Source organism: Proteus sp. PR00208 (assembly GCF_016238545.1).
Classification (GTDB): Bacteria; Pseudomonadota; Gammaproteobacteria; order Enterobacterales; family Enterobacteriaceae; genus Proteus.
Genome location: NZ_JAEHQE010000018.1, coordinates 69542 through 96111, shown reverse-complemented (window position 1 = coordinate 96111; position 26570 = coordinate 69542). Strand labels below are relative to the sequence as shown.

The 26570-nt window shown below is 37.8% G+C and carries 21 protein-coding genes, 1 pseudogene and 1 riboswitch; of the genes and pseudogenes, 5 read left to right on the top strand and 17 right to left on the bottom strand.

The window, feature by feature from the left end; genetic code table 11:
* Nucleotides 1–31: 31 nt before the first annotated feature.
* The gene (gene folA / locus JEP36_RS13145) at nt 32–517 is read right to left on the bottom strand and encodes a type 3 dihydrofolate reductase (RefSeq protein ID WP_088494660.1); all 486 of its coding nucleotides are present in this window, start codon (nt 515–517) and stop codon (nt 32–34) included.
* A gap of 175 nt (nt 518–692) precedes the next feature.
* Between folA and JEP36_RS13140 the strand changes: the two genes are divergently transcribed.
* On the top strand, nt 693–1307 hold the full coding sequence (locus JEP36_RS13140) for a LysE family translocator (RefSeq protein ID WP_109373076.1): 615 nt from the start codon (nt 693–695) through the stop codon (nt 1305–1307).
* Between the two features lie 50 nt (nt 1308–1357).
* Here JEP36_RS13140 and JEP36_RS13135 read toward each other — a convergent pair whose 3' ends face one another.
* The 10 genes and pseudogenes from JEP36_RS13135 to nudF form a co-directional block, all read right to left on the bottom strand.
* Entirely contained in the window at nt 1358–2494 is a 1137-nt protein-coding gene (locus tag JEP36_RS13135) for a hypothetical protein (RefSeq protein ID WP_198630327.1), read from the bottom strand.
* 108 nt (nt 2495–2602) lie between these two features.
* Nucleotides 2603–5833, bottom strand: a complete 3231-nt coding sequence (pta, locus tag JEP36_RS13130) for an autotransporter Pta (RefSeq protein WP_198630326.1) — start codon at nt 5831–5833, stop codon at nt 2603–2605.
* 453 nt (nt 5834–6286) lie between these two features.
* Nucleotides 6287–7708, bottom strand: coding sequence for a cell division protein FtsP (gene ftsP / locus JEP36_RS13125; protein WP_198620766.1), 1422 nt, complete (start codon nt 7706–7708; stop codon nt 6287–6289).
* Nucleotides 7709–8094: 386 nt separating this feature from the next.
* On the bottom strand, nt 8095–8844 hold the full coding sequence (locus JEP36_RS13120; protein ID WP_198620765.1) for a 1-acylglycerol-3-phosphate O-acyltransferase: 750 nt from the start codon (nt 8842–8844) through the stop codon (nt 8095–8097).
* 64 nt (nt 8845–8908) lie between these two features.
* Nucleotides 8909–9358 carry a DNA gyrase C-terminal beta-propeller domain-containing protein gene (locus JEP36_RS17945; protein ID WP_227719043.1) on the bottom strand — a complete coding sequence of 150 codons (450 nt, stop codon included), beginning with the start codon at nt 9356–9358 and terminating at the stop codon, nt 8909–8911.
* A 327-nt stretch (nt 9359–9685) separates the two neighbouring features.
* Nucleotides 9686–11866 (bottom strand): annotated as a pseudogene (gene parC / locus JEP36_RS13115) (DNA topoisomerase IV subunit A); the annotation flags it as partial.
* 31 nt (nt 11867–11897) lie between these two features.
* Nucleotides 11898–13793 carry a DNA topoisomerase IV subunit B gene (gene parE, locus JEP36_RS13110; protein ID WP_198620763.1) on the bottom strand — a complete coding sequence of 632 codons (1896 nt, stop codon included), beginning with the start codon at nt 13791–13793 and terminating at the stop codon, nt 11898–11900.
* 124 nt (nt 13794–13917) lie between these two features.
* A complete protein-coding gene (gene yqiA, locus JEP36_RS13105; RefSeq protein ID WP_198620762.1) occupies nt 13918–14493 on the bottom strand; it encodes an esterase YqiA in 576 nt (191 codons plus the stop codon).
* Between the two features lie 3 nt (nt 14494–14496).
* Nucleotides 14497–15336, bottom strand: a complete 840-nt coding sequence (gene cpdA, locus JEP36_RS13100; protein WP_109373068.1) for a 3',5'-cyclic-AMP phosphodiesterase — start codon at nt 15334–15336, stop codon at nt 14497–14499.
* 226 nt (nt 15337–15562) lie between these two features.
* Nucleotides 15563–16198 (bottom strand): ADP-ribose diphosphatase, encoded by a 636-nt coding sequence (gene nudF / locus JEP36_RS13095; RefSeq protein WP_198620761.1) that lies wholly within the window; start codon nt 16196–16198, stop codon nt 15563–15565.
* A 213-nt stretch (nt 16199–16411) separates the two neighbouring features.
* Between nudF and tolC the strand changes: the two genes are divergently transcribed.
* The 3 genes from tolC to JEP36_RS13080 all read left to right on the top strand — a co-directional run bounded on the left by tolC (nt 16412) and on the right by JEP36_RS13080 (nt 20039).
* Nucleotides 16412–17809, top strand: a complete 1398-nt coding sequence (gene tolC, locus JEP36_RS13090) for an outer membrane channel protein TolC (RefSeq protein WP_109373066.1) — start codon at nt 16412–16414, stop codon at nt 17807–17809.
* A 329-nt stretch (nt 17810–18138) separates the two neighbouring features.
* On the top strand, nt 18139–18867 hold the full coding sequence (locus JEP36_RS13085) for a DUF1190 family protein (RefSeq protein WP_072070058.1): 729 nt from the start codon (nt 18139–18141) through the stop codon (nt 18865–18867).
* 8 nt (nt 18868–18875) lie between these two features.
* Complete coding sequence (locus tag JEP36_RS13080; protein WP_109373065.1) at nt 18876–20039, top strand: glutathionylspermidine synthase family protein; 1164 nt, start codon at nt 18876–18878, stop codon at nt 20037–20039.
* Nucleotides 20040–20137: 98 nt separating this feature from the next.
* On the opposite strand, the gene JEP36_RS13075 is transcribed toward JEP36_RS13080, so the two are convergent.
* The 4 genes from JEP36_RS13075 to ribB form a co-directional block, all read right to left on the bottom strand.
* The gene (locus JEP36_RS13075; RefSeq protein ID WP_099074462.1) at nt 20138–20458 is read right to left on the bottom strand and encodes a CcdB family protein; all 321 of its coding nucleotides are present in this window, start codon (nt 20456–20458) and stop codon (nt 20138–20140) included.
* Nucleotides 20458–20709 carry a type II toxin-antitoxin system CcdA family antitoxin gene (locus JEP36_RS13070; RefSeq protein WP_198626206.1) on the bottom strand — a complete coding sequence of 84 codons (252 nt, stop codon included), beginning with the start codon at nt 20707–20709 and terminating at the stop codon, nt 20458–20460. The genes JEP36_RS13075 and JEP36_RS13070 overlap by 1 nt, the downstream gene beginning before the upstream one ends.
* A gap of 344 nt (nt 20710–21053) precedes the next feature.
* Nucleotides 21054–21839, bottom strand: a complete 786-nt coding sequence (ygiD, locus tag JEP36_RS13065) for a 4,5-DOPA dioxygenase extradiol (RefSeq protein ID WP_198630324.1) — start codon at nt 21837–21839, stop codon at nt 21054–21056.
* Between the two features lie 178 nt (nt 21840–22017).
* Nucleotides 22018–22671, bottom strand: a complete 654-nt coding sequence (gene ribB / locus JEP36_RS13060; protein ID WP_023582768.1) for a 3,4-dihydroxy-2-butanone-4-phosphate synthase — start codon at nt 22669–22671, stop codon at nt 22018–22020.
* A 124-nt stretch (nt 22672–22795) separates the two neighbouring features.
* Nucleotides 22796–22955: riboswitch (FMN riboswitch) on the bottom strand.
* Nucleotides 22956–23157: 202 nt separating this feature from the next.
* Between ribB and ubiK the strand changes: the two genes are divergently transcribed.
* Nucleotides 23158–23478 (top strand): ubiquinone biosynthesis accessory factor UbiK, encoded by a 321-nt coding sequence (gene ubiK, locus JEP36_RS13055; RefSeq protein WP_198620759.1) that lies wholly within the window; start codon nt 23158–23160, stop codon nt 23476–23478.
* A 103-nt stretch (nt 23479–23581) separates the two neighbouring features.
* On the opposite strand, the gene JEP36_RS13050 is transcribed toward ubiK, so the two are convergent.
* Together JEP36_RS13050 and JEP36_RS13045 are read right to left on the bottom strand one after the other, a co-directional pair.
* The gene (locus JEP36_RS13050) at nt 23582–24904 is read right to left on the bottom strand and encodes a 6-phospho-alpha-glucosidase (protein WP_109373062.1); all 1323 of its coding nucleotides are present in this window, start codon (nt 24902–24904) and stop codon (nt 23582–23584) included.
* A complete protein-coding gene (locus tag JEP36_RS13045; RefSeq protein WP_198630323.1) occupies nt 24904–26532 on the bottom strand; it encodes an alpha-glucoside-specific PTS transporter subunit IIBC in 1629 nt (542 codons plus the stop codon). The genes JEP36_RS13050 and JEP36_RS13045 overlap by 1 nt, the downstream gene beginning before the upstream one ends.
* Nucleotides 26533–26570: the final 38 nt, after the last annotated feature.

Genomic DNA, 26570 nt, shown 5'->3' with positions numbered 1-26570 from the left:
ATATTTAATCTCCCTTTTTATTTAATTCTTGTTATTTTCTTCTTTTTAATATTTCGAAGCAGTAGTTATGTGAGTTATTTTCATCTGCTTCATGGTATTCCATGAAGGTAGAATCCCACTCATCAGGCTCATAATCTGGGAATGTTGTATCACCGATGACTTCAGCATCGATATGAGTTAAATAGAGTGTATTTGCCATAGGCAGAAATTGCTCATACACTTTTCCACCACCGATAACCATAATTTCTTCATGATTTTCAGCAGCTTGCAAGGCTTCTTCTACGGATTTAACCCAAACAACATCGCTATCTGTTCCTGGCTGGCTACTTAAAACAATATTAAGACGATTCGGTAAAGGACGTCCAATAGACTCATAAGTCACCCGACCCATAATAACGGGTTTATTTAGCGTATTCTTTTTAAACCATGCTAGGTCACCCGGTAATGTCCAAGGCATTGCCTTTTCCATACCAATAATGCGATCCATCGCTAATGCTGCGATTAAACTAATATTCATTTACACACCTACGGGTAAAGATGGGAAAAAAACTGTTCACACTATACGTAAAGCTAAAACCTGAGTCGATACAAATTATGCTTCCTTGATAATAAATAATTGCTTTATACTCGAAATGTTAACTTAATCATATAAGATTCAATCATTATAATATTGTTATATACAAGGCGCTATTATGCTTGAAACTTCTTTAGTTGTTTTTACAATTGCTTTACTTGGTATGATCTCACCAGGCCCTGACTTTTTTCTCGTTGTAAAAAATGCTGCGCGTTATCAACGTTCTGCGGCAATGATGACCGCAATGGGTATTGTAGCTGCATTACTTGTGCATATGTCATATTGTGTTGCAGGTATTGCTGTGCTTATCACCACAACACCTTGGCTTTTTTCCATCTTAAAATATGCTGGAGCCGCTTATTTACTGTGGATTGGTTTTCAGAGCTTACTCTCAAAATCTAATCATTCGATTGATGAAAAAGCAGCACAACATTCACAAATCAGCTTTAAAAAAGCCTTTATGCAAGGTTTTCTCTGCAATTTACTTAACCCTAAAGCCACCTTGTTCTTCCTTGCCGTTTTCACTCAAGTATTAAGTGTTGATTCCAGCATCGGTGAAAAATTGTGGTATGCCTTTATTATTTGGGGTTTAGCTTTAGTCTATTGGCCTTTATTGGTTCTATTAATCCAAAGTGCGCCAGTCAGAAAAATGCTCAATAAAATCCAAAAAAGCATTGATAAAGTGCTAGGTGTGGTACTGATTGGTTTGGGGATTAAAGTCGCGTTGAGTTAAATAAAAACCTCTTTAGTAAGATTTATTAAAGAGGTATAACTCATTTATAATTAATTTAAATTCCAATCATTCTCACTCTTTAAATAATCAATAATATCTAGTAAAACCATTTCATTCTCAAGATAATTAGACTTATTTTCCATTTGGTTTAAAATAAATTCATAATTATCTCTAATAATATTTGCAATATTATTTTTCATTTCAAAATTGATTATATTTTCAAAAAAATAATTTTTCATTTTTCGATTATATTCAGATATAAAAAATCTATCCTCTGCTGTTTTTTCTTTTTCTTTAATAATGTCATCATATTCTAACACCCCTGAACTAAGCATATTATCTAAAAACGCCTTAATACCTTCATTATTCTTTAATTTATTTACTAAGAGATTTATTATCAACTTTCTAAAACTATCATTATTATAATTTCCAACATTATACTTCACTACTTTATCCATAAAACACTTAGCTATATTTATAATAAAATTCTTCTCCATTTCCATAGAGTAAATATCATGCATTGTATTAACAAAATACATTATTGAATTACCTAACTTATTAGATTCTTTTTCATCAATCTCTTTACAAGCATAATTCAATGCCATATCAATATGTTGTTTATAGTTAAATTTAATATAATTTAACGTACTATCACATTCTGAACTATGCCTATTCAATTGTTCAAATTTTTCTTTTTGATAATTATTAATTACATCGAAAGAGATGCTAAGCATAACAATAAAATCTCCTTTTGTTTTTGGTTTTTTATAGAGATAATTTTGTATTAGTCTCTTGGCATAATCATGACAATCATTTTTTATTGCAGTATTTAAACTTAAAAAGAACGAATCTAATAACTCTCTTTTAAAACTAACAAAATCAGAATTTATTAATTTATAATTCTTAAATTCTATTTTTTCACCACCACAAAAAAAAGTAGATAAATTGTTTAACTTAGCATGTTGACCTTTATCTAACAAAAAAGTTAAATCGGTCTTTAAATTAAAGACTTTCTTTATAAAAAAAGATATTTTAGATAAAAAACTTTTATTTTCCGTCCCTACATAAAAGTTACTAAAACCATTTAAAATACTATTAATTTCATTTTTTATTTTATGTTTTTCTTTTTTATCTATATTGCAGTATGTTATTGGTGTAGTTTGGATACGTGTATCATTTACATTCATAATGACTCCTTATTTCATAATAAAACAATCCTTTATTTACCTGCATCTTCATACAAAAAAAAAGCCCTTATTACTAAGGGCTTTAATATTTAAATTAATTAATACAATTTAGAAATTAATTTTCAATGTTGCATTAATTCCACTTGAACTTACATCACTATTATATTGACCTTGGTAAGAAAGTCCGAAAGTCGTTGATTTACTTAACTGTGCATCAACACCTAAGCCAACACCAAATAAATTATCCAGCTTACCACCGCGTAATGTTGCATCACCGGAATTTGATAAGAAGAGGCGTGATTCAGGACGATTATCACCAAACAGATGGCTTGCAGAAATATCGCCTTTTAATGCCATATTTATATTACCTGCCATAAATGGATAGCCACCACGTAAACCGATAGTACCCACTTGAATATCTTGTGAGTCTGTCTTAGTGGTAAATTTCATATTACCGACATTCTCATTGATATCATCAGTTGATACACGTAACCAGCTAAATCCTGCGTATGGTTCAATAGAATACTGATTGGTATTAAATTGAGTATAAGCACCCTCTAAGAAAATTTGAGTAATTTTTGCATCATAACTGGTAGAGTTATAACCTGCATTTTGTCCTACCCAAAGTGTTCTTTTTGCATCTCTATCTTGGTTAGTATGTGTGAAACCATAGTTCAATGAAGCCACGTCATACAAATTAGACACACCGTAAGCACCAATATGAATATCGTTGCTGTCTATTTTACCGTGCTCATTACCTTTATATTTGGTTGAACCCGCACCAAAGAACAGACCCGCCTTAGTATTTTCAGTCACATCAATTTCTGCGCCTAATAAGCCGACATAGAAATCAACATCCATATTGCTGTGACCATAATCAGCATTACCCCATTGACCAATGCCTGTCATCCAAATACGCGCGTTGCTGTTATCCAATTTAGCATAGCGACCTTGACCAATACCCATGGCTTGATCTTTCACTGTCCGCGTTAACCCTAAAACATTAACCACACTCGCACTATTGGCATTTAAATACATATCACTACCTAATGATTCATAGGTCTTATTCAGATCTCTTTCATTCATAGGAAGTACTGCATTAAATAAATCACCACTGCCTGTATTGTCTAAAGTATTAGCAATTGAGCGACCATTTTCATTATTTGCAAAAGTTGCCAGTGAGGTATTTTCTTTCTTACTTAATGTACCTGTAATGGTGTTGTCTTTTACAGACACATTTTTATCAAATAATGCATAATCATTATTTGAAGCAATATCGTTATTCGCTAACATTTTAGTTTTAACACGATTATCAACTAAATTGTCTGCATTAACTGTACCTGTTGCGACCGTGTTATTAAGGTAGATATCTTTTAATTGCCCTTCACTATCAGCACCAACGTCTAAATTCGCGCCTTTGTTGAGTGCAATATCACCAACATTAACATCATGTCCAACGGTAACTAAATAAGTCCCTTTATCGTTGATATTAATATTGGCTTTGTGGCTTTCATTTGAGGCCAATTGACCTTTTTGAGTAAAAGTATCGTTATAGCGATCAATAACACTTAATTTGCCGCCATTCACATTGACCGCTTCTGTGCCAAATGATTCTGTAAAGCCATATAAAGTACCTTGTTCGACTGTTGTACCTCCGCGATAAGTATTATCGCCAGTCATCACTAATGTACCTTCACCTTTTTTAACTAAAGCGCCGTCATATAAACCCGCGTCAATTTTAGCCTGAATAGCATCAGCACGTTTTTGGTAATACTCTTTACGCCATTTTTCAGCATCTTCTTTGCTGACAATGTGTGAGGTTGGATCTGAGTTACCATCATTGATAACAAAATCAGTGCCTAAATTGTAGTCACCTCCCGCAGCAATGCCTTTGTCTTTATATTCATTTAACCAGGCAAGATCTTCTTGTTCACGTAAATCTAAAGCTACTTGTGAGATATCATTTGTCCATACATCAAGTGGCGTCATGCTTAGGTCATACTCAAATTTACCTAAGAATTGACCAGGTCCATACATGCCTTTATCTAAATCTGGTGTACCCCAACCATAACGCACATCAGGAGTGCCTTCCGCCGCAGTCCAGCTATCATATAAAGAGCCATCTGGATTACGGTGATTAGCCGTTGTAAACATCACATCACGTACTTGCATTGCATTCATTGATGCATAACGTGACATTAATACCCCCATCGCACCAGTAACATGAGGCGCCGCCATTGATGTACCACTAAAGGTATTCCAGCCTGCGTTACCTTCTTCATCAACAACTGAAGAATAAATAGCACGACCCGGTGCAACAACCGTCCACCATTTCGCATTACCCGCTTCATTGAAGACTTTAATTAATTGATACCCCGATTTATCTGCGGTTTGTTCAAGACCAGCGACTGCAATCCAATGCTTTTCTGCTTCTGGATTAAAATAAGGATAAAGAGGACGATAATAAGGCTGGGCAAAGTCACGATTACCCGTTGTGAATACTTGTACGGTATTAGTCCCTTTTACAGCATCATAAGCGGCATCAACAAAAGAAGGTTTATCACCATAAACTTTCTTGAAATAAAAATATTCGTATTCAGTTTGCGCTGTGGTATCAACAGGCATGTGTACAGTGGTATTCCCCCCATCAGGACCTTTAGTTGGAATAGTATTAACAATTCGAGGGTTTGTTCCCCAACTGTTATTAATTACCTGCGCCCCTGCATCTACCATCGCTTTCCAGCCAGTGTAGAAATAAGTGTAATCTTGATAAGGGCCGTAGTTATTGCTATCTGTTGCGCCAGTATTTCCTAAATAAACATCAGAACCCCACGCAACCCCATGCATGCCATTACCGTCACGGTTAGCACCGACTGTTCCTGTAACGTGCGTACCATGTGTATCATTCACACCTTTGATCCAACCTCCATCAACATCAAAGGCTTGACCTTTTTCATAATGCCCCCCCATTTCTTGAGGATAACGCATCCCTGTTGAGCCATATTGACCTTTGGCTTTCACCGCATGAAAACGTGAACCACTTAACTCTTCATGTGATAATAATGCACCTGAGTCCATTACACCGATTTTGGCACCCTGCCCATGAAAACCAAGTGCATAAGCACTAGAGGCATTCATGGCAGCCAGCCCCCAGTCTTTTTGATATTCTTGGCTTTCCCAACTTTTGGTATCTCCTAATTGCCCAGCTTCTGAATATGCTACGGAATATCCAGAAAAAAGAAGTGCTGATGCAACAATAGAAAGTTGAAATATATTATTATTTATTTTATTTTTTTTATTCATTTTGTGATGATGACTTAAAGCTATTTCTTTGTTCATTCTGTACCTTCAGTTATATTAAAATTTAATAACATTAATTAAGGATCAAAAATAAAAGACGCAAAGATTCTCTAGTTTCTAGAGAAATAATTACTTGAAGGGCATCTCAAAAATAGGTTTTCATGCCACAAAAATAGATAGATTGACTACGTAATCACAAATTAATAGATAGATTAAACAAAATTAGATCACTTGTTATTATATTACAAACAACCAAAATTAACCTATTTCAATATTAACCTCATTAATGACAATATTTAAATCAACTTAATAAAGAGAACTTAAATAAATAAACAAAAATATCAAATTGATTAACAATTTTTTTTGAGAATATTTTTCTCTATTTAACTTTAGTCTAAAAAATATAATCCACATTATTTTTGATATAAAAAAAACAGTATCTTTATTTTAAAAATACTGTTTTCCTTTTAATTTGGTGTTACTACTTAGTTTTTATTCTAAAGGTGTAACTTCCATTTGTCCTACCATACCTTTATCTGCATTTTCTAATAACTGACTGTAATATAGAAAAGGAAAATGCGAATAAGAAGGTTGTTTTAATTCCACCAGCAATTCACTTTGGCTTTCGATCCAAACAGTATCTTTCCAGCCAAAATCTGCAGGTGCGGGTTTCTGACCATTATGGTTAATCACTTTAAAACGGGCACCTTCAATATGGAATGGTTGCGGCGTCGGTACTGTTACAAGCCAACGCTCCCACCCATTTTGCTTACCGACTAAATCAATTCTTGAAAGCTCCCAACGAGCATTGTTTATTCCCGGAGGACTGTTATGCAGTTGAATGGTTCTAGGCTGAATAGAGGTGGTAATTTGTGTGTCATCTACCGCTAATTGTGCAGGTGCTTTGTCTGTTACTAATGACATTAACCCAGTTGGTTTAATGGTTAGTATATTGGCATTACGTAGTAAATCTGAAGGTTCAAAAATACCGCGAAGTCTATCCATAAAACCCGCACTTTGCCCTGCGGTAATTGTGACTTCACTCCCTTCAGACATATCCACCAATATTTCGCGTCTCTCGCCCGGAGCCATAGGAATTGATTTCAACTCAACGGGTGATGTTAATAGACCTTGATCAGAGGCGATAAGGTAAAGTGAACGACCATCATTTGCGGTTAGCTCATAACGACGAGCATTAGATGCATTGACTAAACGTAAGCGGATCCAACCTCTAGAGACTTCAATATAAGGATCTTCACGTCCATTGACTAGCAATGTATCACCATAGAAACCATCACTAGCGGCTTCTTTGTCGTATTGTGGTGTACCAAAATTATCAATCCGCTTATCTTGAATAATGATCGGAAAGTCATTCACTCCATAATGTTTTGGTAAAGGTAGGGATTTGCTCTCTTCATCTTCCACAATCCACATTCCCACCAACCCATTATAAACATGAGGTGCCATTTTAAAGGGAGTATTGGCGTGATACCAACATGTTGCTGCTTTCTGACGAATAGGCAATACTGGCGACCAGTAAGCGCCAGGTGACATTAATCTTGCCGCGCCACCGACTTGTGTACCCGGAACTAATAAGCCGCTTACCGTCATTGATACCGCTTCATTAAGGCGGTTACTATAAATAAGTTTTATATCATCGCCACTTTTGACTTTGATTGTCGGTCCCGGAGTTGAGCCATTGATCCCCCAAACTTCCGCTTTTTGCGTACCATTAAACGCCCAATGAACATTTTGCAACGTCAAAAACAGCGGCTGACCACGACGAGATTCCAACAATGGCGGTATAGGTAATTGTTTATCATTGACTGATTCAGCACGAACAGAAGAAGATATAGAGCCCAGACATACCGCTAAGCCTGAAGCCTGAATAAACTGGCGACGACTAAATGACATACTTTCTCCGCAACAAAGTACAAATATTCCTATCGCATAATCAAAAATGCTGTGACAGGAAAAAAAGCTGCTGTGATTTAAAGACAAAAGGACTTAAATGAAATTACGGGAGCATAATAGCGCGGATGTGACATAAATCCTAAAAATAGTTGATAACCAGCACACTAAATAATTCAAAATGCAGCTAGGGAACAACTGGAATACATAAAAATATATACTCTAAATAATTCAAGGTGCAACTAGGCGACAAGTGAATGATTCGCTAGGAGCATACATAAGTATGTGACTAGTGCGAATGAGCGTAGTCAACAACGTTGCACCTTGAAGTATGACGAGTATATGAAAATCAGGCTTATATTCGTACTAACAAAGAAACTAAATAAGTATTAATTTAATTTACCGGGAAAATCACGCTTATTCATTTCTTCAACTTCTTTATCTAGCTCTTCGATTTTCGCTTTCATAATTTGACGACAATCTTCTGCTAATTCTCGAACTTGATCTTTGCCGTATTTTGAAACATCAATTGGAGGCAACATTTCAACAATAACGTAACCATTGTTCCAACGATTTAGCTTAATTTTACCCTGTGTTGTAGAAACACAAACAGGAATAATAGGCACACCAGCTTGAATGGCCGCATGGAACGCCCCCGTTTTAAACGGTAAAAGGCCGCGACCACGGCTACGAGTTCCTTCAGGAAACATCCAAACAGAAATCTTCTTCGATTTAATTTGATCGGCAACTTGTGAAATAGTGCCATGCGCTTTAGAGCGATTTGCTCTATCAATCAAAATATTACCCGTTATCCAATACAACTGACCAAAGAAAGGAATAAAAATTAAGCTTTTTTTACCCACTGTTACGGTATTAGGTTGTACCGCATTTGACATCGTCACCATATCAAAATTGTTTTGATGGTTTCCGATATAAATACTTGGGCCATAGCTTTCCGCTTCTTTTGGAAAACGCTCAACGAGTTTAATCCCAAAAACAGTAGATAACTTGCCGAATAAGCGTCCGTAAGTCATTACATGTTTAGGATTTCTTGGTGAAAACATGCAATAAATCATTCCAAACGTCACCACAATAATGGTGTAAAGAATGACAATGATGCCTCGAATAATGGCTAACATAAGTTTTAGCGTCCTAAATAGAAGTGGGTCAACAGACCCACTCAATATCAATTAAGTATTAGATTTAATTTGTTTCAATATCAATATGATCGATAACTTGAGCACCGCGAGGTAAAGAGGTTCCTCGACGTCCACGTTTTGCTTTAAAGCTAACTAACTCATTCATCGACATTGTCATTTTACGTTTACCAAAATGCAGAGTAACAGAGGCATTTTCAGGTAATACTCGTAACCAAGCGACGTTATCCTCACCACTTGCTGCTTGTGAAGCTGGAATAGAAACCATCTGATTTCCCTTTCCTTTTACCATAGTTGGTAATTCTGCTGCTTCAAAAATCAGCATTCTACCGCCTTTAGTAATGATCATAATGAGATCAGTGAGCTCATTATTCAAGCGTTGTGGCGGTAATGGTAATGCATTTTCAGGTAAAGTCAGTAGTGATTTTCCTGCTTTATTTTTAGAAGTTAAATCATCAACCTGACAGATAAAACCATAACCAGCATCAGATGCCATTAAGATCTTATCGGTATTTTCGCCCATAACAACATGACGTAATTGCGCACCTTTCTGAACTTTTAATCGTTCAGTTAGCGCATCGCCTTTGCTACGACCAGAAGGTAATGCATCAACATCAACGGTATAGCTTTGACCTGTGGTATCAATTAAGTGTACTGGTTGATTACTCATACCTTCAACGGCATCAAAATAGTCATCACCAGATTTAAAACCAGCCGATTTTGCATCAATGTTATGTCCTTTTTGGCAACGAATAAGCCCTTTTTCAGATATAATGACGGTAACAGCTTCAGGATGTAGATGTTTTAACGGAATAGGTTCATCACCCGCATTACCACTAAAATAGTTGATCTCTTCTGCTTTAAGCACTTCTTGCTGACCATCAACAGTAAAGATTAATGCTTCATCTTTAGGTGCAAACAGCATTTGTTCAATCACATCGCCTTGCTCTTTTCCTAAAGCAACAAGACGCGTACCACGCCCTTTTTTATTCATTTCATTCAGTTGTTCTGCTGAAATGGCTAAAATACGTGTTTTGTCAGTGATGATAATAAACCAGTGTTGCTCATTTTTCTTTTGAGGATCAACTAAGAGCGGTGCTAATAATTCAGTCTCTTCAGAAACAGTGAGTAGCCCTTTACCTGTCTTATTCTTCGTTTCCATCTCATCGTAAGAGAGAACCGAACCATAACCTTCTTTTGTTGCCAATAAATATTCTTGTCCAGCACTTCCCGCTAACATGTATTTCACGCTGGCTTCAGGTGGGAAAGTTAACTTACCGGTTAGTGGTTCGCCTTGGCTACGTCCTGAAGGCATATCATTTGGACTTAAGGTATAGCTTCGACCTGTGGAATCAAGGAACAGAACAGGCTGATTACTCATGCCTCGTACTGCGCTGTGATAGCTATCTCCTGCGCGATAACTCATGCCACTAGGATCAATATCATGCCCTTTTGCATTACGTACCCAGCCCATTTCAGACAACACAATAGTCACAGGCTCTGATGGCAACATATCTTGTTCATTCACCACTTTCGCCTCTTCTTGAGGGCGAATAGGTGAGCGTCGATCATCACCAAATTCTTTCGCGTCGGCTTCAATCTCTTTTTTCAGTAAAGTATTTAAACGGCGTGGTGAACTTAACAATTTCTCAATGCTGTCGCGTTCTTTTTCAAGCTCATCACTTTCGCCTTTTAGTTTCATCTCTTCAAGTTTGGCTAAATGACGCAAACGTAGTTCTAAAATAGCTTCAGCTTGAATATCAGATAACTCAAAGCGACGCATTAATTCTGCTTTGGGTTCATCTTCATGACGAATAATTTCAATCACTTCATCAATATTGAGATAAGCAATTAATAAACCTTTGAGGATTTCTAAGCGGCGTAAAACTTTCTCTAAACGATGATTTAAGCGGTTTGTCACTGTTTGGCGACGATAAACTAACCATTCGTTTAAAATAGTTAGTAGTCCTTTTACTGCTGGACGGTTATCTAACCCAATCATATTCAGGTTAACGCGATAACTTTTCTCCAAGTCAGTATTCACAAACAAGTAGTACATGACTTGTTCTAAATCAACACGATTACTACGAGGAACAATAACAAGTCTAGTAGGATTTTCATGATCAGATTCATCACGTAAATCTTCAACTAAAGGCAGTTTTTTGGCACGCATCAATGCTGCGATTTGCTCAAGTACTTTGGCGCCAGAAACTTGATGAGGCAATGCAGTGATCACTGCACATCCCTCTTCTTTTTGCCAAACAGCACGCATTCTGACAGAACCACGCCCTGTTTTATAAATCTTCTTGATATCGTCTTGAGCCGTAATAATTTCAGCTTCAGTCGGATAATCAGGGCCTTGAACATATTGCATTACGTCAGATAATCCTGCATCAGGATTATCTAAAAGCATCACTAAAGCTTGCCCTATTTCACGCGCATTGTGAGGTGGAATATCCGTTGCCATCCCAACAGCAATACCCGTTGTGCCATTAAGCACGATATTAGGTAAGCGTGCAGGCAACATTTTCGGCTCTTGCATCGTGCCGTCAAAGTTAGGGATCCAATCTACCGTACCATGTCCTAACTCACTCAATAATGTTTGTGAATATTTAGAAAGACGTGATTCGGTATAACGCATCGCGGCGAAAGATTTTGGATCATCCGGCGCACCCCAGTTACCTTGTCCATCAATTAACGGATAACGATAAGAGAACGGCTGAGCCATAAGTACCATTGCTTCATAACATGCACTATCACCATGCGGGTGATATTTACCTAGCACGTCACCCACAGTACGGGCTGATTTTTTAAATTTAGCGTTATTACTTAAGCCAAGCTCTGACATCGCATAAACGATGCGACGTTGTACGGGTTTTAGCCCATCTCCAATAAAAGGTAATGCACGATCCATAATGACGTACATGGAATAGTTGAGATAGGCATTTTCTGTAAATAAGTGGAGCGGTTGGCGCTCTACACCATCATGAGTCAATTCACTCATTCAATTTTTCCTCAGACTCTTGTGGTATCCATTACACTTCGATGTCAACTTCATCGCCTTTCTCTTGTAACCAATTTCGGCGATCTTCAGAGCGTTTCTTCGCTAACAACATATCCATCATGCCTAGGGTTTCTTGATAATTTTCATCATCAATCACCAATTGCACTAAACGACGCGTATTAGGATCAAGCGTTGTTTCACGCAGTTGAAGTGGGTTCATTTCACCCAACCCTTTAAAGCGCTGTACGTTAGGCTTTCCTTTTTTACGGCTTAAACGTTGTAAAATGGCATTTTTTTCTGATTCATCAAGGGCATAATGAACTTCTTTACCTAAGTCGATGCGGTAAAGTGGTGGCATTGCCATATAAACGTGCCCTTCCTTAACAAGAGCAGGGAAGTGGCGCACAAATAAAGCACACAATAAGGTTGCGATATGTAAACCATCCGAGTCCGCATCCGCAAGAATACACACTTTACCGTAACGCAGTTGGCTTAAATCATCACTATCAGGGTCCATACCAATTGCTACCGAAATATCATGGACTTCTTGTGACGCAAGTACTTCATCTGAAGAGACTTCCCATGTATTTAAGATTTTACCGCGCAGAGGCATAATCGCTTGATATTCACGATCTCGAGCTTGTTTAGCAGAGCCTCCAGCAGAGTCCCCTTCAACTAAAAACAGTTCGGTGTAACGTAAATCTTGAGAAGTACAATCAGCCAATTTACCCGGCAATGCTGGCCCTGAAGTGAGTTTCTTTCTCACCACTTTTTTAGCAGCTCGCATACGACGTTGAGCGCTGCTAATTGCCATTTCAGCAAGTAACTCACCGACTTGAACATTCTGATTTAGCCATAAGCTAAAAGCATTTTTTACAGCATTTGCAACAAACGCACTGGTTTGTCTTGAAGAGAGTCGCTCTTTGGTTTGCCCTGCAAATTGAGGATCTTGCATTTTCACTGATAATACATAAGCACAACGATCCCATGTATCATCGGCAGTTAATTTAAGACCTCTCGGTAGTAAATTACGGAATTCACAAAATTCACGCATTGCATCTAACACACCTTGGCGTAAACCATTTACGTGTGTACCACCTTGAACTGTCGGAATTAAGTTAACATAGCTTTCAGTGAGTAGATCGCCACCTTCAGGCAGCCATAACATAGACCATTCAACAGCTTCATTATCACCTTCAAATTTGCCTGTAAAAGGCTCTTCAGGAAGGCGAACAAACTCAGCAACAGCTTCACTTAAATAATCGGTTAAACCATCAGCGTAGCACCAATTTTCTTGGGTGTTGTTTACTTTATCGACAAAAGAAACATTAACGCCCGGACACAATACTGCTTTGGCTTTTAATACGTGAGATAAGCTTTTAGAAGAAAAACGAGGAACATCAAAATAAGAGCCATCAGGCCAAAAATGCACACTCGTTCCTGTGTCCCGTTTTGCACAGGTGCCAATCTCATGTAACTCTTCAACTTTATCGCCATTTTCAAAAGCAATTTGGTAAATTTTACCATCACGACGAACAGTTACTTCAATACGCTTTGAGAGGGCGTTAACAACCGAGATCCCCACACCATGTAACCCGCCAGAAAATTGATAATTTTTATTAGAGAATTTTCCTCCGGCGTGGAGGTGAGCAAGGATTAGCTCGATAGCAGAAACGTTAAGTTCAGGGTGAATATCGACAGGCATTCCTCGCCCATTATCGATAACTTCGATAGATTGGTCTGCATATAAAATGACATCGACCTTCGATGCGTGTCCCGCAAGCGCCTCGTCCACGCTATTATCTATCACTTCCTGTGCCAAATGGTTCGGTCTTGTTGTATCTGTATACATCCCCGGACGACGACGTACAGGCTCTAGACCATTAAGAACCTCAATATCCTTTGCGTTATAACTTGATTGAGTCATTGTTTTAATCTGCGGTTCGCTGTTAGAAAAATACTGTTTATAATAACAGGTGTTGGCGGCAATATGATATTAATTTTCGGCTAGATACATCAACCTACGTTTTACAGGTTAATCGACCGAAAGGCTAAATTATCTTTAAAAATTGAATAATTTTCGGAAAAAAACGTTCAAAACCCACAAAAGCATGGTTTCCATCCGATTCTATGGTTTGCCTACACGCGCCAAGATATGAGACAGCTTGACGATAATCAAGTATTTCATCTCCAGTTTGTTGAAGCAACCAAATAAGTTCTGGTGAGGTAATTGCAGGAATACGCAAAGCAAGCAACTCATCCATATGATGAGGTTCTAGCTTATATTTTTGATGTGTATAAGGATTTTCGTTCTCACCCAAGAAATCTTGCAAAAGATCGAAAGGACGTATCGCAGGATTAACAACAACAGCGGGTAAATTAAAACGTTGAGATAGCCAAATAGATAAATAGCCACCTAATGATGAGCCAATTAATCCAAGCTTGTCATCTGTACTCTCTTTAACTAACGTTTCAATTAGCTGAGCGGCTTCTTGAGGATAAGGTGGCAGTTGAGGTACTAACAATTCAATTTCAGGATGTGTTCCTTCAAGCCATTGACGAAAAGCCTGTGCCTTTGCTGATTGAGGTGAGCTATTAAAGCCATGCAAGTAAAGAATACGAGGCATAACTTAATAGCCATCCGCATCAAGATCAGGACAAAATTCAGTGCCCGCTAAACGGTAAACTTGTGTTTCAATTTTGCCCTTCTCATCAGATGAAAGTGACATTTCCAAATAGCGCCAGCCCGGAGAAACAGTATCTAATGTAAAATTCGTACAATGAGGGCGAAACTGAATGCATGTAGAAGGCGTTGCCAACAAACGAATGCCATTCCACATTTCATCCATTTCTTGGTGAATATGGCCACAAAGCATCATTTTGACTTGAGAGTGATTTCTTAAACGTTCTGCCAATTCTTGAGAATTTCTTAAACTGTGTTGATCTAACCATGTACACCCTGAAGGCATAGGATGATGATGCAACAAGATAATCGTATCTCTGTGCTTTTGACTTTCGAGACAGCGTGTTAGCCAATCTAACTGGCAATCTGATAACTCACCATGAGGAACGCCTTGAATTTGGCTATCTAATAACAGCATTTGCCAATTATCACCAATCAACACTTGTTTAGCTGACAAAATTCCTGCCTGATTTAAAGCATCAATCATTGCAGGTTGATAGTCATGATTACCCGGCAACCAAACACAAGGAGGTGTTAGCGTTGCAATGCCATCAGCAAAATGCTGATAAGCTTCAAAGGTTTGATCTTGAACTAAATCACCTGTCGCAACAATCAAGTCAACATCAAGACCCTGCTCTCTAATCGTATTTAATACCGCATGGTAGCTACGATAGGTATTTATACCCAGCAGAGTATCTTCCACATTAGCAAAGAGGTGGGTGTCTGTGATTTGTAATATTCTTACGGTGTTTTTGTGTTTCACCGATAATTCAAGCTGGCTTTCCAAAAGGTTTCCTTGTTTCACTCTCATTAGCCGTTATGTTAACGTATTTTCGTAGTAAAGATCTGCCAACCAATACACATTTCAAAAGATTAGTGAGAAATATTCTCGCTTTCAATCACGTTTTTTTCACTTCATTTTACAATTTAATTCATTTGATATCGTACACTTAGAGATAGTTACTCTACTTGATAATATTACTAAAAACATCCTTTAAAGATTGATTAATGTATTAAATTATCGACCAACGCTTTCTTAACGCAACATGATGAAGTTGTAGCCATTGAAGCGCGATAACGGATGCTGCGTTGTCAATAACCCCCTCTTCAACCCAAAGATAAGCTTGTTCTCTGCTAACAACATGAACACGAATATCTTCATTCTCACACGCTAATCCATGAATACCTTTTGCTGTTGTTGCATCAACTTCACCAACGTAAACATGCATTCTTTCGCTCGTACCGCCGGGGCTTGAAAGATAACTCACAATAGGTTCACATCGTCCAACAATAACACCCGCTTCTTCTTGGGCTTCACGTCTAACAACATCTTCTGGACTTTCTCCTGGTTCGACCATGCCCGCAACCACTTCAAGCAACCAAGGTGTATCACTGGTTTCATACGCAGGAATACGAATTTGCTCAATTAACACCACTTCATCACGTTTGGGATCGTAAGCAAGCAAAACACCTGCATTGCCTCGTTCAAAAACCTCTCGCTTAACTTCCTCACTCCATCCACCTTCAAAAAGGCGATGTTTAAAGCGATATTCGGTCATGCGGAAAAAGCCTTTGTATAAATCTCTTTGATTGAGCAATTTCACATCTTCACGACCGTATAAAAATGGTGTATTTTCCCTTTTCTTCATACAATGTTCCTTAAGTTACATTTAAGAGTCTTTTTATTGCTTACGTTTAATACAGATTTAAAGAAATTTGCCAACAATTCATGTAAAGTTAATCTAAAATAAAAGGATATGGCACAAATGGCTACCCCTAGTTAGGGAAACAATCTGCTAGAATTATCCCCAATCAAGATTAACAGAGGCAACTCAGCGAAACTGTTGCAACAAGGAATTAAAATGAAAAAACTGCTCTCTCTTTTGGTCACGATGAGTTTGGCAGGATTCAGCACTGCAAGTCAGGCTGAGGATCTGCTTCAAGTTTATCAAAAAGCAAAGGACAGTAACCCTGAGTTACGCAAGTCATTAGCTGAACGAAATCAAGCTTTTGAAAAAATTAATGAAGCTCGTGGCTCATTATTACCACAATTAGGATTAGGCGCATCCGCAGATTATAAAAGTGGCTACCGTGATAATAGCAACACCGAGTCCAACGCTATTGGTGCAAGTTTAACGCTGACTCAAAGTGTGTTTAACATGGCGTTATGGCGCCAATTAAACATTCAAGAAAAAACAGCGGGCATGAGCGATGTGACTTACCAAACAAGTCAGCAAAAACTGATTTTAGACACCGCGACCGCTTACTTTGATGTTTTGCGTGCTATCGATTCATTATCATTTATTGAAGCGCAAAAAGAGCAAGTTTACCGTCAGTTAGATCAAACAACTCAACGTTTTAACGTAGGTTTAGTGGCTATTACTGACGTACAAAATGCGCGTGCAAATTACGATAGCGTACTGGCACAAGAAGTGGCTGGCCGAAATCAATTAGATAATGCATTAGAAAAACTACGCCAAGTAAGTGGTATCTATTACATTAATCTCGCATCACTAAACATCAGCCGTTTTTCAACAACTTCACCAGACTCTATTGAGAAACTACTAAAAGATGCTGAAGAACGTAACTTAAGTTTATTAAGCGCACGTTTAGGTCAAGATTTAGCGCGCGAAAATATTCGTTTAGCACAATCAGGTCACTTACCAACAGTAGATTTAAATGCATCAACGGGTGTGTCCAATAGCCATAGCCACGGTAGCGCATTACCACCAGCAACAGCGGGTAATAGTCGCAATAGTTACAGTGGTCAAAATAGTATTGGTCTATCTGTTAGTATCCCTCTGTATACCGGCGGCAAAACAAGCTCACAAGTTGAACAAGCACAATATGGTTTTACGAGTGCAAGCGAACAATTAGAATCGGTTTATCGTTCTATTGTCCAAATCGCGCGTTCTTCTTATAACAATATTTCTGCATCAATCAGTAGCATTAAAGCGTATCAACAAGTTGTTGTTTCTGCGCAAAGTTCATTAGATGCAACTGAAGCGGGTTATCAAGTAGGTACTCGTACTATTGTTGATGTGTTGAATGCCACCACAACGCTTTATGATGCAAAACAGAAATTATCCAACGCACGTTATGACTATTTAATTAACCAATTAAATATTGAATATGCGCGTGGTACATTAAATGAAAATGACTTAATTCAGTTAAATAATGCACTAGGTGCAGAAGTTTCTACTTCACCAGATAGCATTATTCGCTCGTTAACAAGCCCTGCTCTTAACGTTGCGCCTTGATCGTGAATTAAGAATTTAGTCACTTATAAAAAACCGCTTTCAGCGATAAACTGATAAGCGGTTTTTTTTATACTTCCTCTCCGCATAAGATATTGTGTTATGGCTTAAATTAAGATCTCAGCAATATCTATATTCTTGTATTAACAAATACCTTAATTACAATTAGGTTAAAAAGAGAGGATTTACCTAATTTCATTACTCTTAACCTTATAAAGATCACAAATTTCTGGTTATCCCTGATGATTAGGCGTTTCTTATTTATTTTCTAGACTATTTAACCTATCCTAGCTTTTATTTTGAACGTTTTACCTTTTATGGATCTTATCAATATGCCAATGAAACGTACCAAATCGATTAATCGTGATGCTTTCCGTAAAGCATTTCGTCCTTATCGTCTGGCGCCTGTTGCAATCGCCATCACTGCTGTATTCGCGCTTTCAGGATGTGAAGAGAGCGATGAGACAGTTTCACTGTATATGAATGCACAAGAATGTGCTCAAGCGAATCCTTCACAAGCGGCACAGTGCGAAGACTCTTATCGCACTGCATTGCAAGAAGCACAGCGTACAGCACCGAAATATGCAACATTAGAAGACTGCGTAGCTGAATTTGGTGATGCACAATGTACACAAACAGCGTCTATCGATGGACAGCCTGTTAGTACCGAAAATGCAAATAATTTAAGCCCAGACAGCTCACAAATGGCCCAAGCTAACTCTGGTGGTAGCTTCTTTATGCCATTAATGGCGGGTTATATGATGGGTCGCCTAATGGGTGGTGGGGCGCCAGCACAACCTCTGTTTAGTTCACGTAATCCAACAAGCCCTGCGAATGGTAAATTTGTGGACGCAACAGGCCGTAACTATGGTCCTGCAGTTGGTGGTCGTCAAATGAACGTACCAAAAACAGCCATGACACCAAAACCATCAACAACCTCGACAGTAACTCGTGGTGGCTTTGGTAATACAGTTTCGAGACAAGCAGCGGCTCAACGTACCAGTGCAACAAATAATAACCGTAGCTCAACCGGTTCATCTTCTTATCGTTCAGGTGGTTAATTAAAACCATGAAACGCGAAAATATCATTGAGCGCCCAGATTGGCGTGAAAAAGCCACTGAATTTGGCTTTAATTTTCATACAATGTATGGCGAGCCTTATTGGTCTGAAGATGCTTATTATCAATTCTCAATGGAAGAGGTTGAAACGTTAGAAGAAACAACAGAAGAGTTGCATCAGATGTGCTTACAGGTCGCTGATAAAGTGGCTAATAGTGAAGAGTTGCTGACTCGTTTTCAAATTCCTCGTCACTGCTGGGATTTTGTACGTGATTCATGGAAATCATCTCAACCTTCGCTCTATTCACGTCTTGATTTAGCCTATGACGGCAAAAGCCCAGCAAAACTGTTAGAAAATAATGCAGATACGCCAACATCGCTGTATGAATCTGCTTTTTTCCAATGGATCTGGCTTGAAGATCAAGTCAACGCAGGTCGTTTACCGCAAAATGCCGATCAATTTAATAGCATTCAAGAGAAGTTAATTGATCGATTCGCAGAGCTTCGTGATCAATATGGAATGCGTTATCTGCATATGTCTTGTTGCCAAGATACTGAAGAAGATCGCGGTACGGTTCAATATTTACAAGATTGTGCTGAAGAAGCCGAAGTAACAACTGACTTTGTGTTTATTGAAGATCTAGGTCTAGGTGAACGTGGTGAGTTGACTGATCTGCAAGATCAGATAATCAGCAATATGTTTAAGCTTTACCCTTGGGAATTTATGTTCCGCGAAGACTTCTCAACTAAGTTAGCTGATGCGGGAATTCGTTGGTTGGAGCCATCTTGGAAGAGTATTATCTCGAATAAAGCATTACTGCCAATGCTTTGGGAGATGTTCCCTAATCACCCAAATCTGCTACCTGCTTATTTTTATGATGGTAAAGCACCTGATTCATTATCACGTTATGTTATCAAGCCACTGTTTTCACGTGAAGGTGCAAATATTCGTATTGTTGAAAATGGCAAAGATATTGCTGTTGCAGATGGTCCTTACGGTGAAGAAGGCTTTATTGTTCAAGATTTCCATCCACTACCAAAATTTGGTGATAGCTATACATTAATTGGTAGTTGGTTGGTTAACGACCAATCCGCAGGTATTTGTATTAGAGAAGATAGAGAGCTTATCACTCAAGATCTCTCACGCTTCTATCCACATATTATTTTAGATTAATAGAAATCTTAAAATTATATTGAGCACCTTATTGCTTATAAGCAGTAAGGTGTTTTTTATTGCAAAAATCTTTCCATTTTGATGATTTCAATATATGGCTATATTCCAGAAATAATCATATCCATAGCAGATACAATCGCGGTATGGATCTCTGGTTTAACACACACGATATCAACTGTTCTTAACTTATTCTTTGCTACAACGGTTATAGATTTCGTCATAACAACATATTTCTGATTATCTATTTCAATAACGGGTGTCAATATTTCTACTTGAGAATTCTTATATGATAGCTGAGTAATCGGTATAATAACCCGAGAATCAAGATCACTTAGTAGCTCATTTTGAATATCAATAAAATAAGGGTATTGTTCTTTCGATTTAAGGGATTTGTTACGATATACCGTATATTGAGACATTAAATAACCCCATATTCATCATCATCAGTAAACAACCCCATTTCCTGTTCAAATTCATTAAGCGCTTGAATGCCGTTTTTGTTTTCAGCTTTCCACTGTTCCCGCTTTTTTTCACGAATTGCATCAGATAACATTTGATCGAGTGTTGCTGATAAATTAATTCCAAGCTCTCGTGCTTCGTCCACCAATTTTGCAGTTAGATACACATTAACTCCTCGTTTATCTTTTTTACTCATTACCAATGTTTTCATTATAAACTCCATTTATGCGCATCATTTATGTGCATAAGTGTAGAGCAGATAATTATCAACATCAAACTAGAGATATTCAAAAAAACATAATTGACTTATTTAATAGAATATAAAAAGCATTCACTGAATAGTAATGAAGCTTATCAGATATTTATCCAAATAAAAATAAAATCAATATAAACAAGAGGTTAAAATTATTTATTATATCTATATAGAAAATTGGAAAGGTCAATAACGAGGGAAATATAATGAGTCGATACATTATATTTAATATAAAAAAGGTCAAATTCCACAAAAGTGCATTTGACCTTTAGATATTATAAATTAGTTTTTATTGAACAATCTTATCCAATTTGAAATGTCATCATACTGAGCGATTTATTAACGATATCATTATTTAGCAACGTTACTTTTTCACCTTCCTGTTTTAAACCTAATAGGTATAACGCGGGTAAAAAATGCTCTGCTGTTGGATGTGACAATCGTCCTTCTTCCGTTGATAAAATCGTAAAGAGATCAGTTGGCTCTTTGTCACTTTGCAAGCTACTTTCTATTGCTTCACTAAACGAAAGTGCCCAAGGATAAGGCGCTGCATCACTGTTTTGCCAATCCATCATTCTTAAGTTATGAACAATATTACCGCTACCAATAATTAAGACACCTTCTTTACGTAGCTCAACTAATTTTTGACCTAATTCATAATGCCATTGTGCCGATTGACGTGCATCAATACTTAATTGAACAACTGGGATATTGGCATTCGGGTACATTTTTTCAAGTATTCCCCAACTTCCATGATCGAATCCCCATTGATCCATATCGAGTTTTAATTTAATTGGATCAATAAGATCTTCAATCAGCGCTGCTAAACCTATTGAGCCTCGCGCTGGGTATTCTATTGCATACAATTCTGGTGGAAATCCATAAAAATCATGAATTGTCTTTGGTTGCGACATTGCTGTTACATAAGTTCCATCGGTATACCAATGGGCTGAAATCACTAAAATCGCTTTAGGTTGAGGAAGCATTTCCCCTAATTTTGACCAGAGGCGAGTATATGTATTATCTTCTAATACATTCATTGGACTACCATGCCCAATAAACAGCGCTGGCATCATTTTTGTTTCCATAAACCACCTCTTATGGCGAGTGTTCTTATCACATAAGCATACTGCCTTCTTACTTGAAATATAGTCAAAGAAGTATGAAATAGTTATTCAAAAAATATGAAAAAAGCCACCTAAGTTTCCTTAAGTGGCTTGATATAAGTGTGTGTGTGTTTTCAGTGTCGTTTATAACATGTTAATTTCAGCCAGCTTTTTTCTCCTCACGAAGACGATAAGCCACTAAATCTTCAATAGTTAACACTGGCATATTGTGCTTTTTAGCAAAAGTGATCACTTCTGGTGCTCTTGCCATTGTGCCATCATCGTTTGTTAACTCGCATAACACTGCAACAGGTTTAAAACCGGCTAAAGTTGCTAAATCAATCGAAGCTTCAGTGTGTCCGCCACGCGTTAACACACCGCCAGGTTGAGCACGTAATGGGAATACGTGACCTGGACGATTTAAATCACTTGGTTTTGCATTATCAGCTGCCGCTGCACGTACTGTGGTTAAACGATCTGATGCTGAAACACCCGTTGTAACCCCTTGTGCCGCTTCAATTGTTACCGTAAACGCGGTATGAAAATGACTGGTGTTATTTTCCACCATCATAGGCAAATCAAGTTGTTGACGGCGTTCTTCTGTAATGCATAAACAAACAATGCCACTACCATGACGAATAGACATCGCCATCTGTTCTGTGGTCATAGTTTCTGCTGCGAAAACCATATCGCCTTCATTTTCACGGTTCTCGTCGTCGAGCACCATCACGCCTTTACCAGCACGAAGGGCTTCTAGAGCAAGTTCAACACGCTCAAATGGATTACCGAATTCGGAAAGTAGCGTCTGATTCATGGTAAAAAAACCTCAATAATTAATGAAAGTTACCAGAATCAGGGCAGTCTTAGGAGTGGATCTCTGCTTAATAAACACACAAGCAGAAACAACAGGAATGGATACAATGATCCTACTGATGCTATTTTATTCTCTCCCATCCAGACTTTAACTGTCGGCTCCAGAATCACACTGGATCTGCTGACCTTTGCATTACAATGGCAACACAAAGCGCTCGCGGGCTTTACCTAAGTATTTAGGTATCTACCGCCGGTGGGGACTTACACCCCGCCCTGAGATTAACGGTGAAACTATACGCTTTAAAATTATAAGAGGCAATCATCAATCGGTGACAATCTTTGTTTCATCACATTATCATTTTATGACATACGGTTATTTAACGATTTATAATAAAAAAGTAACAATAATCTTGATATCTGGTTTAATTCCCTCTGCCCTCATATTACACTTAGCCTCAGCTTTCTATTTTATTTGTGAGGACTCCCCATGTTGGACCCGAAAAAACTTGAACAAGTCGCGCGCCAAATCCAAAACGTTCTGCCACAAGGCATTAAAGATTTTGGTGATGATATTGATAAAAAAATCCGCACTGTTCTGCAATCTCAATTAAACAAATTGGATTTAGTCAATCGCGAAGAGTTTGATGTACAAACTCAAGTCTTATTACGTACTCGTGAAAAACTTAATCGTTTAGAACAACGTTTAAATGAGCTAGAAGCGGGTCTGCTTGCAAAACCTCAAGCTGAAGTTGCTCAAATTGAAGACGTTGAAATTGTGGTAGAGGCGCAAGCTGACAATAAAGCTTAATTCGTTCACTTTATTGCTGATTTTGATTTAGTAATAAAGCAAAAACCCTGTATCTCACAAAGACGCAGGGTTATTTTTTTATACACAACAAGTCAATTGATCACTATTTTAACTCTGGCCAATAGTCTTTATTAACTTCAATTAAATCATCTAAAATTGCTTTTGCGACAGTCGCACTTGGCACCGTTTTGGACATTGTAATAGCCTGCCACAGTTTCAAATATGATTTTTCAATCCATGCTTCTACCACTAATTTTTCAACTGCAACTTGCTGACTCATCATCCCTTTTTGGAATAATGGAATTTTGCCCATCACTAACGGCTCTGGCCCGTGACTTCCGACAATGCAAGGGATCTCAACCATTGCATCAGGATCAAAATTAATAATTGATCCATTATTAGGAACTATCAGTAACATTCTTTCTTGCGTATTAAACGCGATAGCCGTTGCAAGATCGACAATATAAGAAGCATGTTCATCTATCTCAAGATGACCCGCTGATGATTTACCCGCTGCCGTAATGGCACGACAAGCACTGAAAACATTCTTTTCTCTGTGCTCCATCACTTCATTCGCACGCGTATGGTTAGGATCAGAATGCTCAACAACATAATCAGGGAATAGATAATATTTAAGATAAGTATTTGGCATCGTATCAGGATCTAATGCCCACACATCTTTTGCTTTACCGAATGTATCATTCCAGCTTGCTTCAACAGGCTCCCCTGCCACTTTAGGAATATATCCATGTTCAGCAACATGCTTACGGATAACGGGTAATAAATCATTACCTTGCAAATCTTCAATTTGTGTCCACCAGCCAAAGTGATTTAAACCATAATAACGGACACGCATCTCTTTACGTGACTTTAATCCTGCAATTTGTGCCATGCGTGATTCAATACCAATTGGCATATCGCAGATATTTAAGATTTTTGCATTTGGTTTTAAACGACGGGTAGCTTCAGCGACAATAGCTGCTGGATTAGAATAATTTAGCATCCATGCATTTGGTGAATATTTTTCCATATATTCAACCAATTCTAACACGCCACCAATAGAGCGCATGCCGTAAGCAATACCACCAGGCCCACACGTTTCTTGCCCTAACACCCCGTGACGTAAAGGAATTTTTTCATCTTTTTCACGCATTGGGTATTTACCGACACGAATATGTGCCATGACAAAATCAACATCAGTAAAAGCTGTTTTAGGATCAGTGGTATAGCAAAATTCAATATCAGGTGCTTTTTCAGTAAGAATAATTTCACACGCTTTAGCAATAGTTTCTTGCCGCTCGGCATCATTGTCATAAAATTTGATGGCTCTTAATGGAAAACGCTTTAAATTTTCCAATAGCATCAAAATAATACCGGGTGTAAATGTACTACCGCCACCTGCAATTACGACTGAGAACTTCTTCATTATATAGCCTCCGACAAGGTGATTTTTTGTGTATCTTCTTTCATTAATTGTTCAATTTGGTCTCTCACTTGAGAAACGTGTAGCCCGATAATAATTTGTAATGCATGACCTTTGCGCACCACACCATGTACACCGAGCCCTTTAAAATAGGCATCTGTTTCAACTAGTTCGCTATCTATCACTTCAATGCGTAAACGTGTTGCACAGTTATTTAAAGATTTGATATTTGCACTTCCACCTAAGCCATCGAGAATGCCTTTAGGTAGTGCCAACTTTCGGTCTTCTTTTGCCGATTTGGGATTATCTGAAGCCTGTGACTTTTTATTTTTATAATCTTGTTTGCTATAGAGTTTGATCTCTTCGTCGTCTTCTTCACGACCAGGTGTTTTTAAATTAAGTTTGATAATTAACGTTCTAAACACCACAAACCAAATCATTGTAAAAGTAAGGCCGATGACTATCTGTGTAATAATCATTCCGTAATGGTTATGAAACATTGGGATCCAATTCATCGGAAGGAAATTATCAATGATCCCACCGCCCATATTCCCAACAACCCCAAAGTGATAGAGGGTTGTGGCTAGTGTGGCAGCCAATACTGCATGAAGGGCAAATAAGAGAGGTGAGATAAATAAGAACGTAAATTCTAATGGTTCTGTTATTCCCACAAATACAGCGGTCAATGCAGAAGGTATAAGTAAGCCAGCAATTTTAGCTCTATTTTTAGGTGCAGCCGTAAAATAAAGAGCAAGCGCTATACCAATAGAACCAAAAACTTTGCTATTGCCATGTAGCGCAAAACCACCTTCAGGAAATAACTCTTTTAAAGATTGGGTACTTTGACTGAAATATTGCATATTTTGAGCCCAATCAACTTGAATACCATGTTCAGTGACTGCTGGGCCGAAAATAAAAGGTCCGTAAATAAAGTGATGTAAACCAGTAGGAATTAAAATACGCTCAAGAAAGGTATATATCCAAACACCCAAAGAGCCTGATTCAACCATAAATACTTGCAAAGATTGAATACCAATTTGCACTTTAGGCCAGAAAAATAACGTTATCCACGCTAACGGTAACATCATAAAAAAACTAATTAATACGACATAAGATGTTCCTTGAAATATCCCCAAAAATACCGGAAGTTGTTTATCGAAATAACGATTATGAATACCCGTGACAATACCAGCGATAATAATTGCGCCAATAATACTGGTATCTAATGTTTTAATACCAGCAATCATTGTAAGACCACTATTTCCACCAACTTCATTTGTAAAGTCCACGCCAAAATAACTGCCCCAAACAATTCCCATTGCATTAATAAAATAATTCCAAGTGAGAAAACTCACCATAACGGCAAGGCAAGCTCTTGCTTGTGCAGTTTTAGCTAAACCTATTGGTAAACCAATTGCAAAAATAAGAGGCATATTACGAAAAACAGTCCACCCTCCTTCTTCAATAATATGAACAATTTGAGCGAATAAACTATCGGGTTTTAATAAATCTTCACTAATAAATAATGGATTCTGTAATAGAATTGCAATGCCTACAACAATACCTGCAAAAGGAAATAGCAGGACAGGGGTAAACATGGCTCCACCAAATCTTTGTATTTGACTGAGCATAAAAATATCCTCTTATTTACTGCTACTGAAATGACACG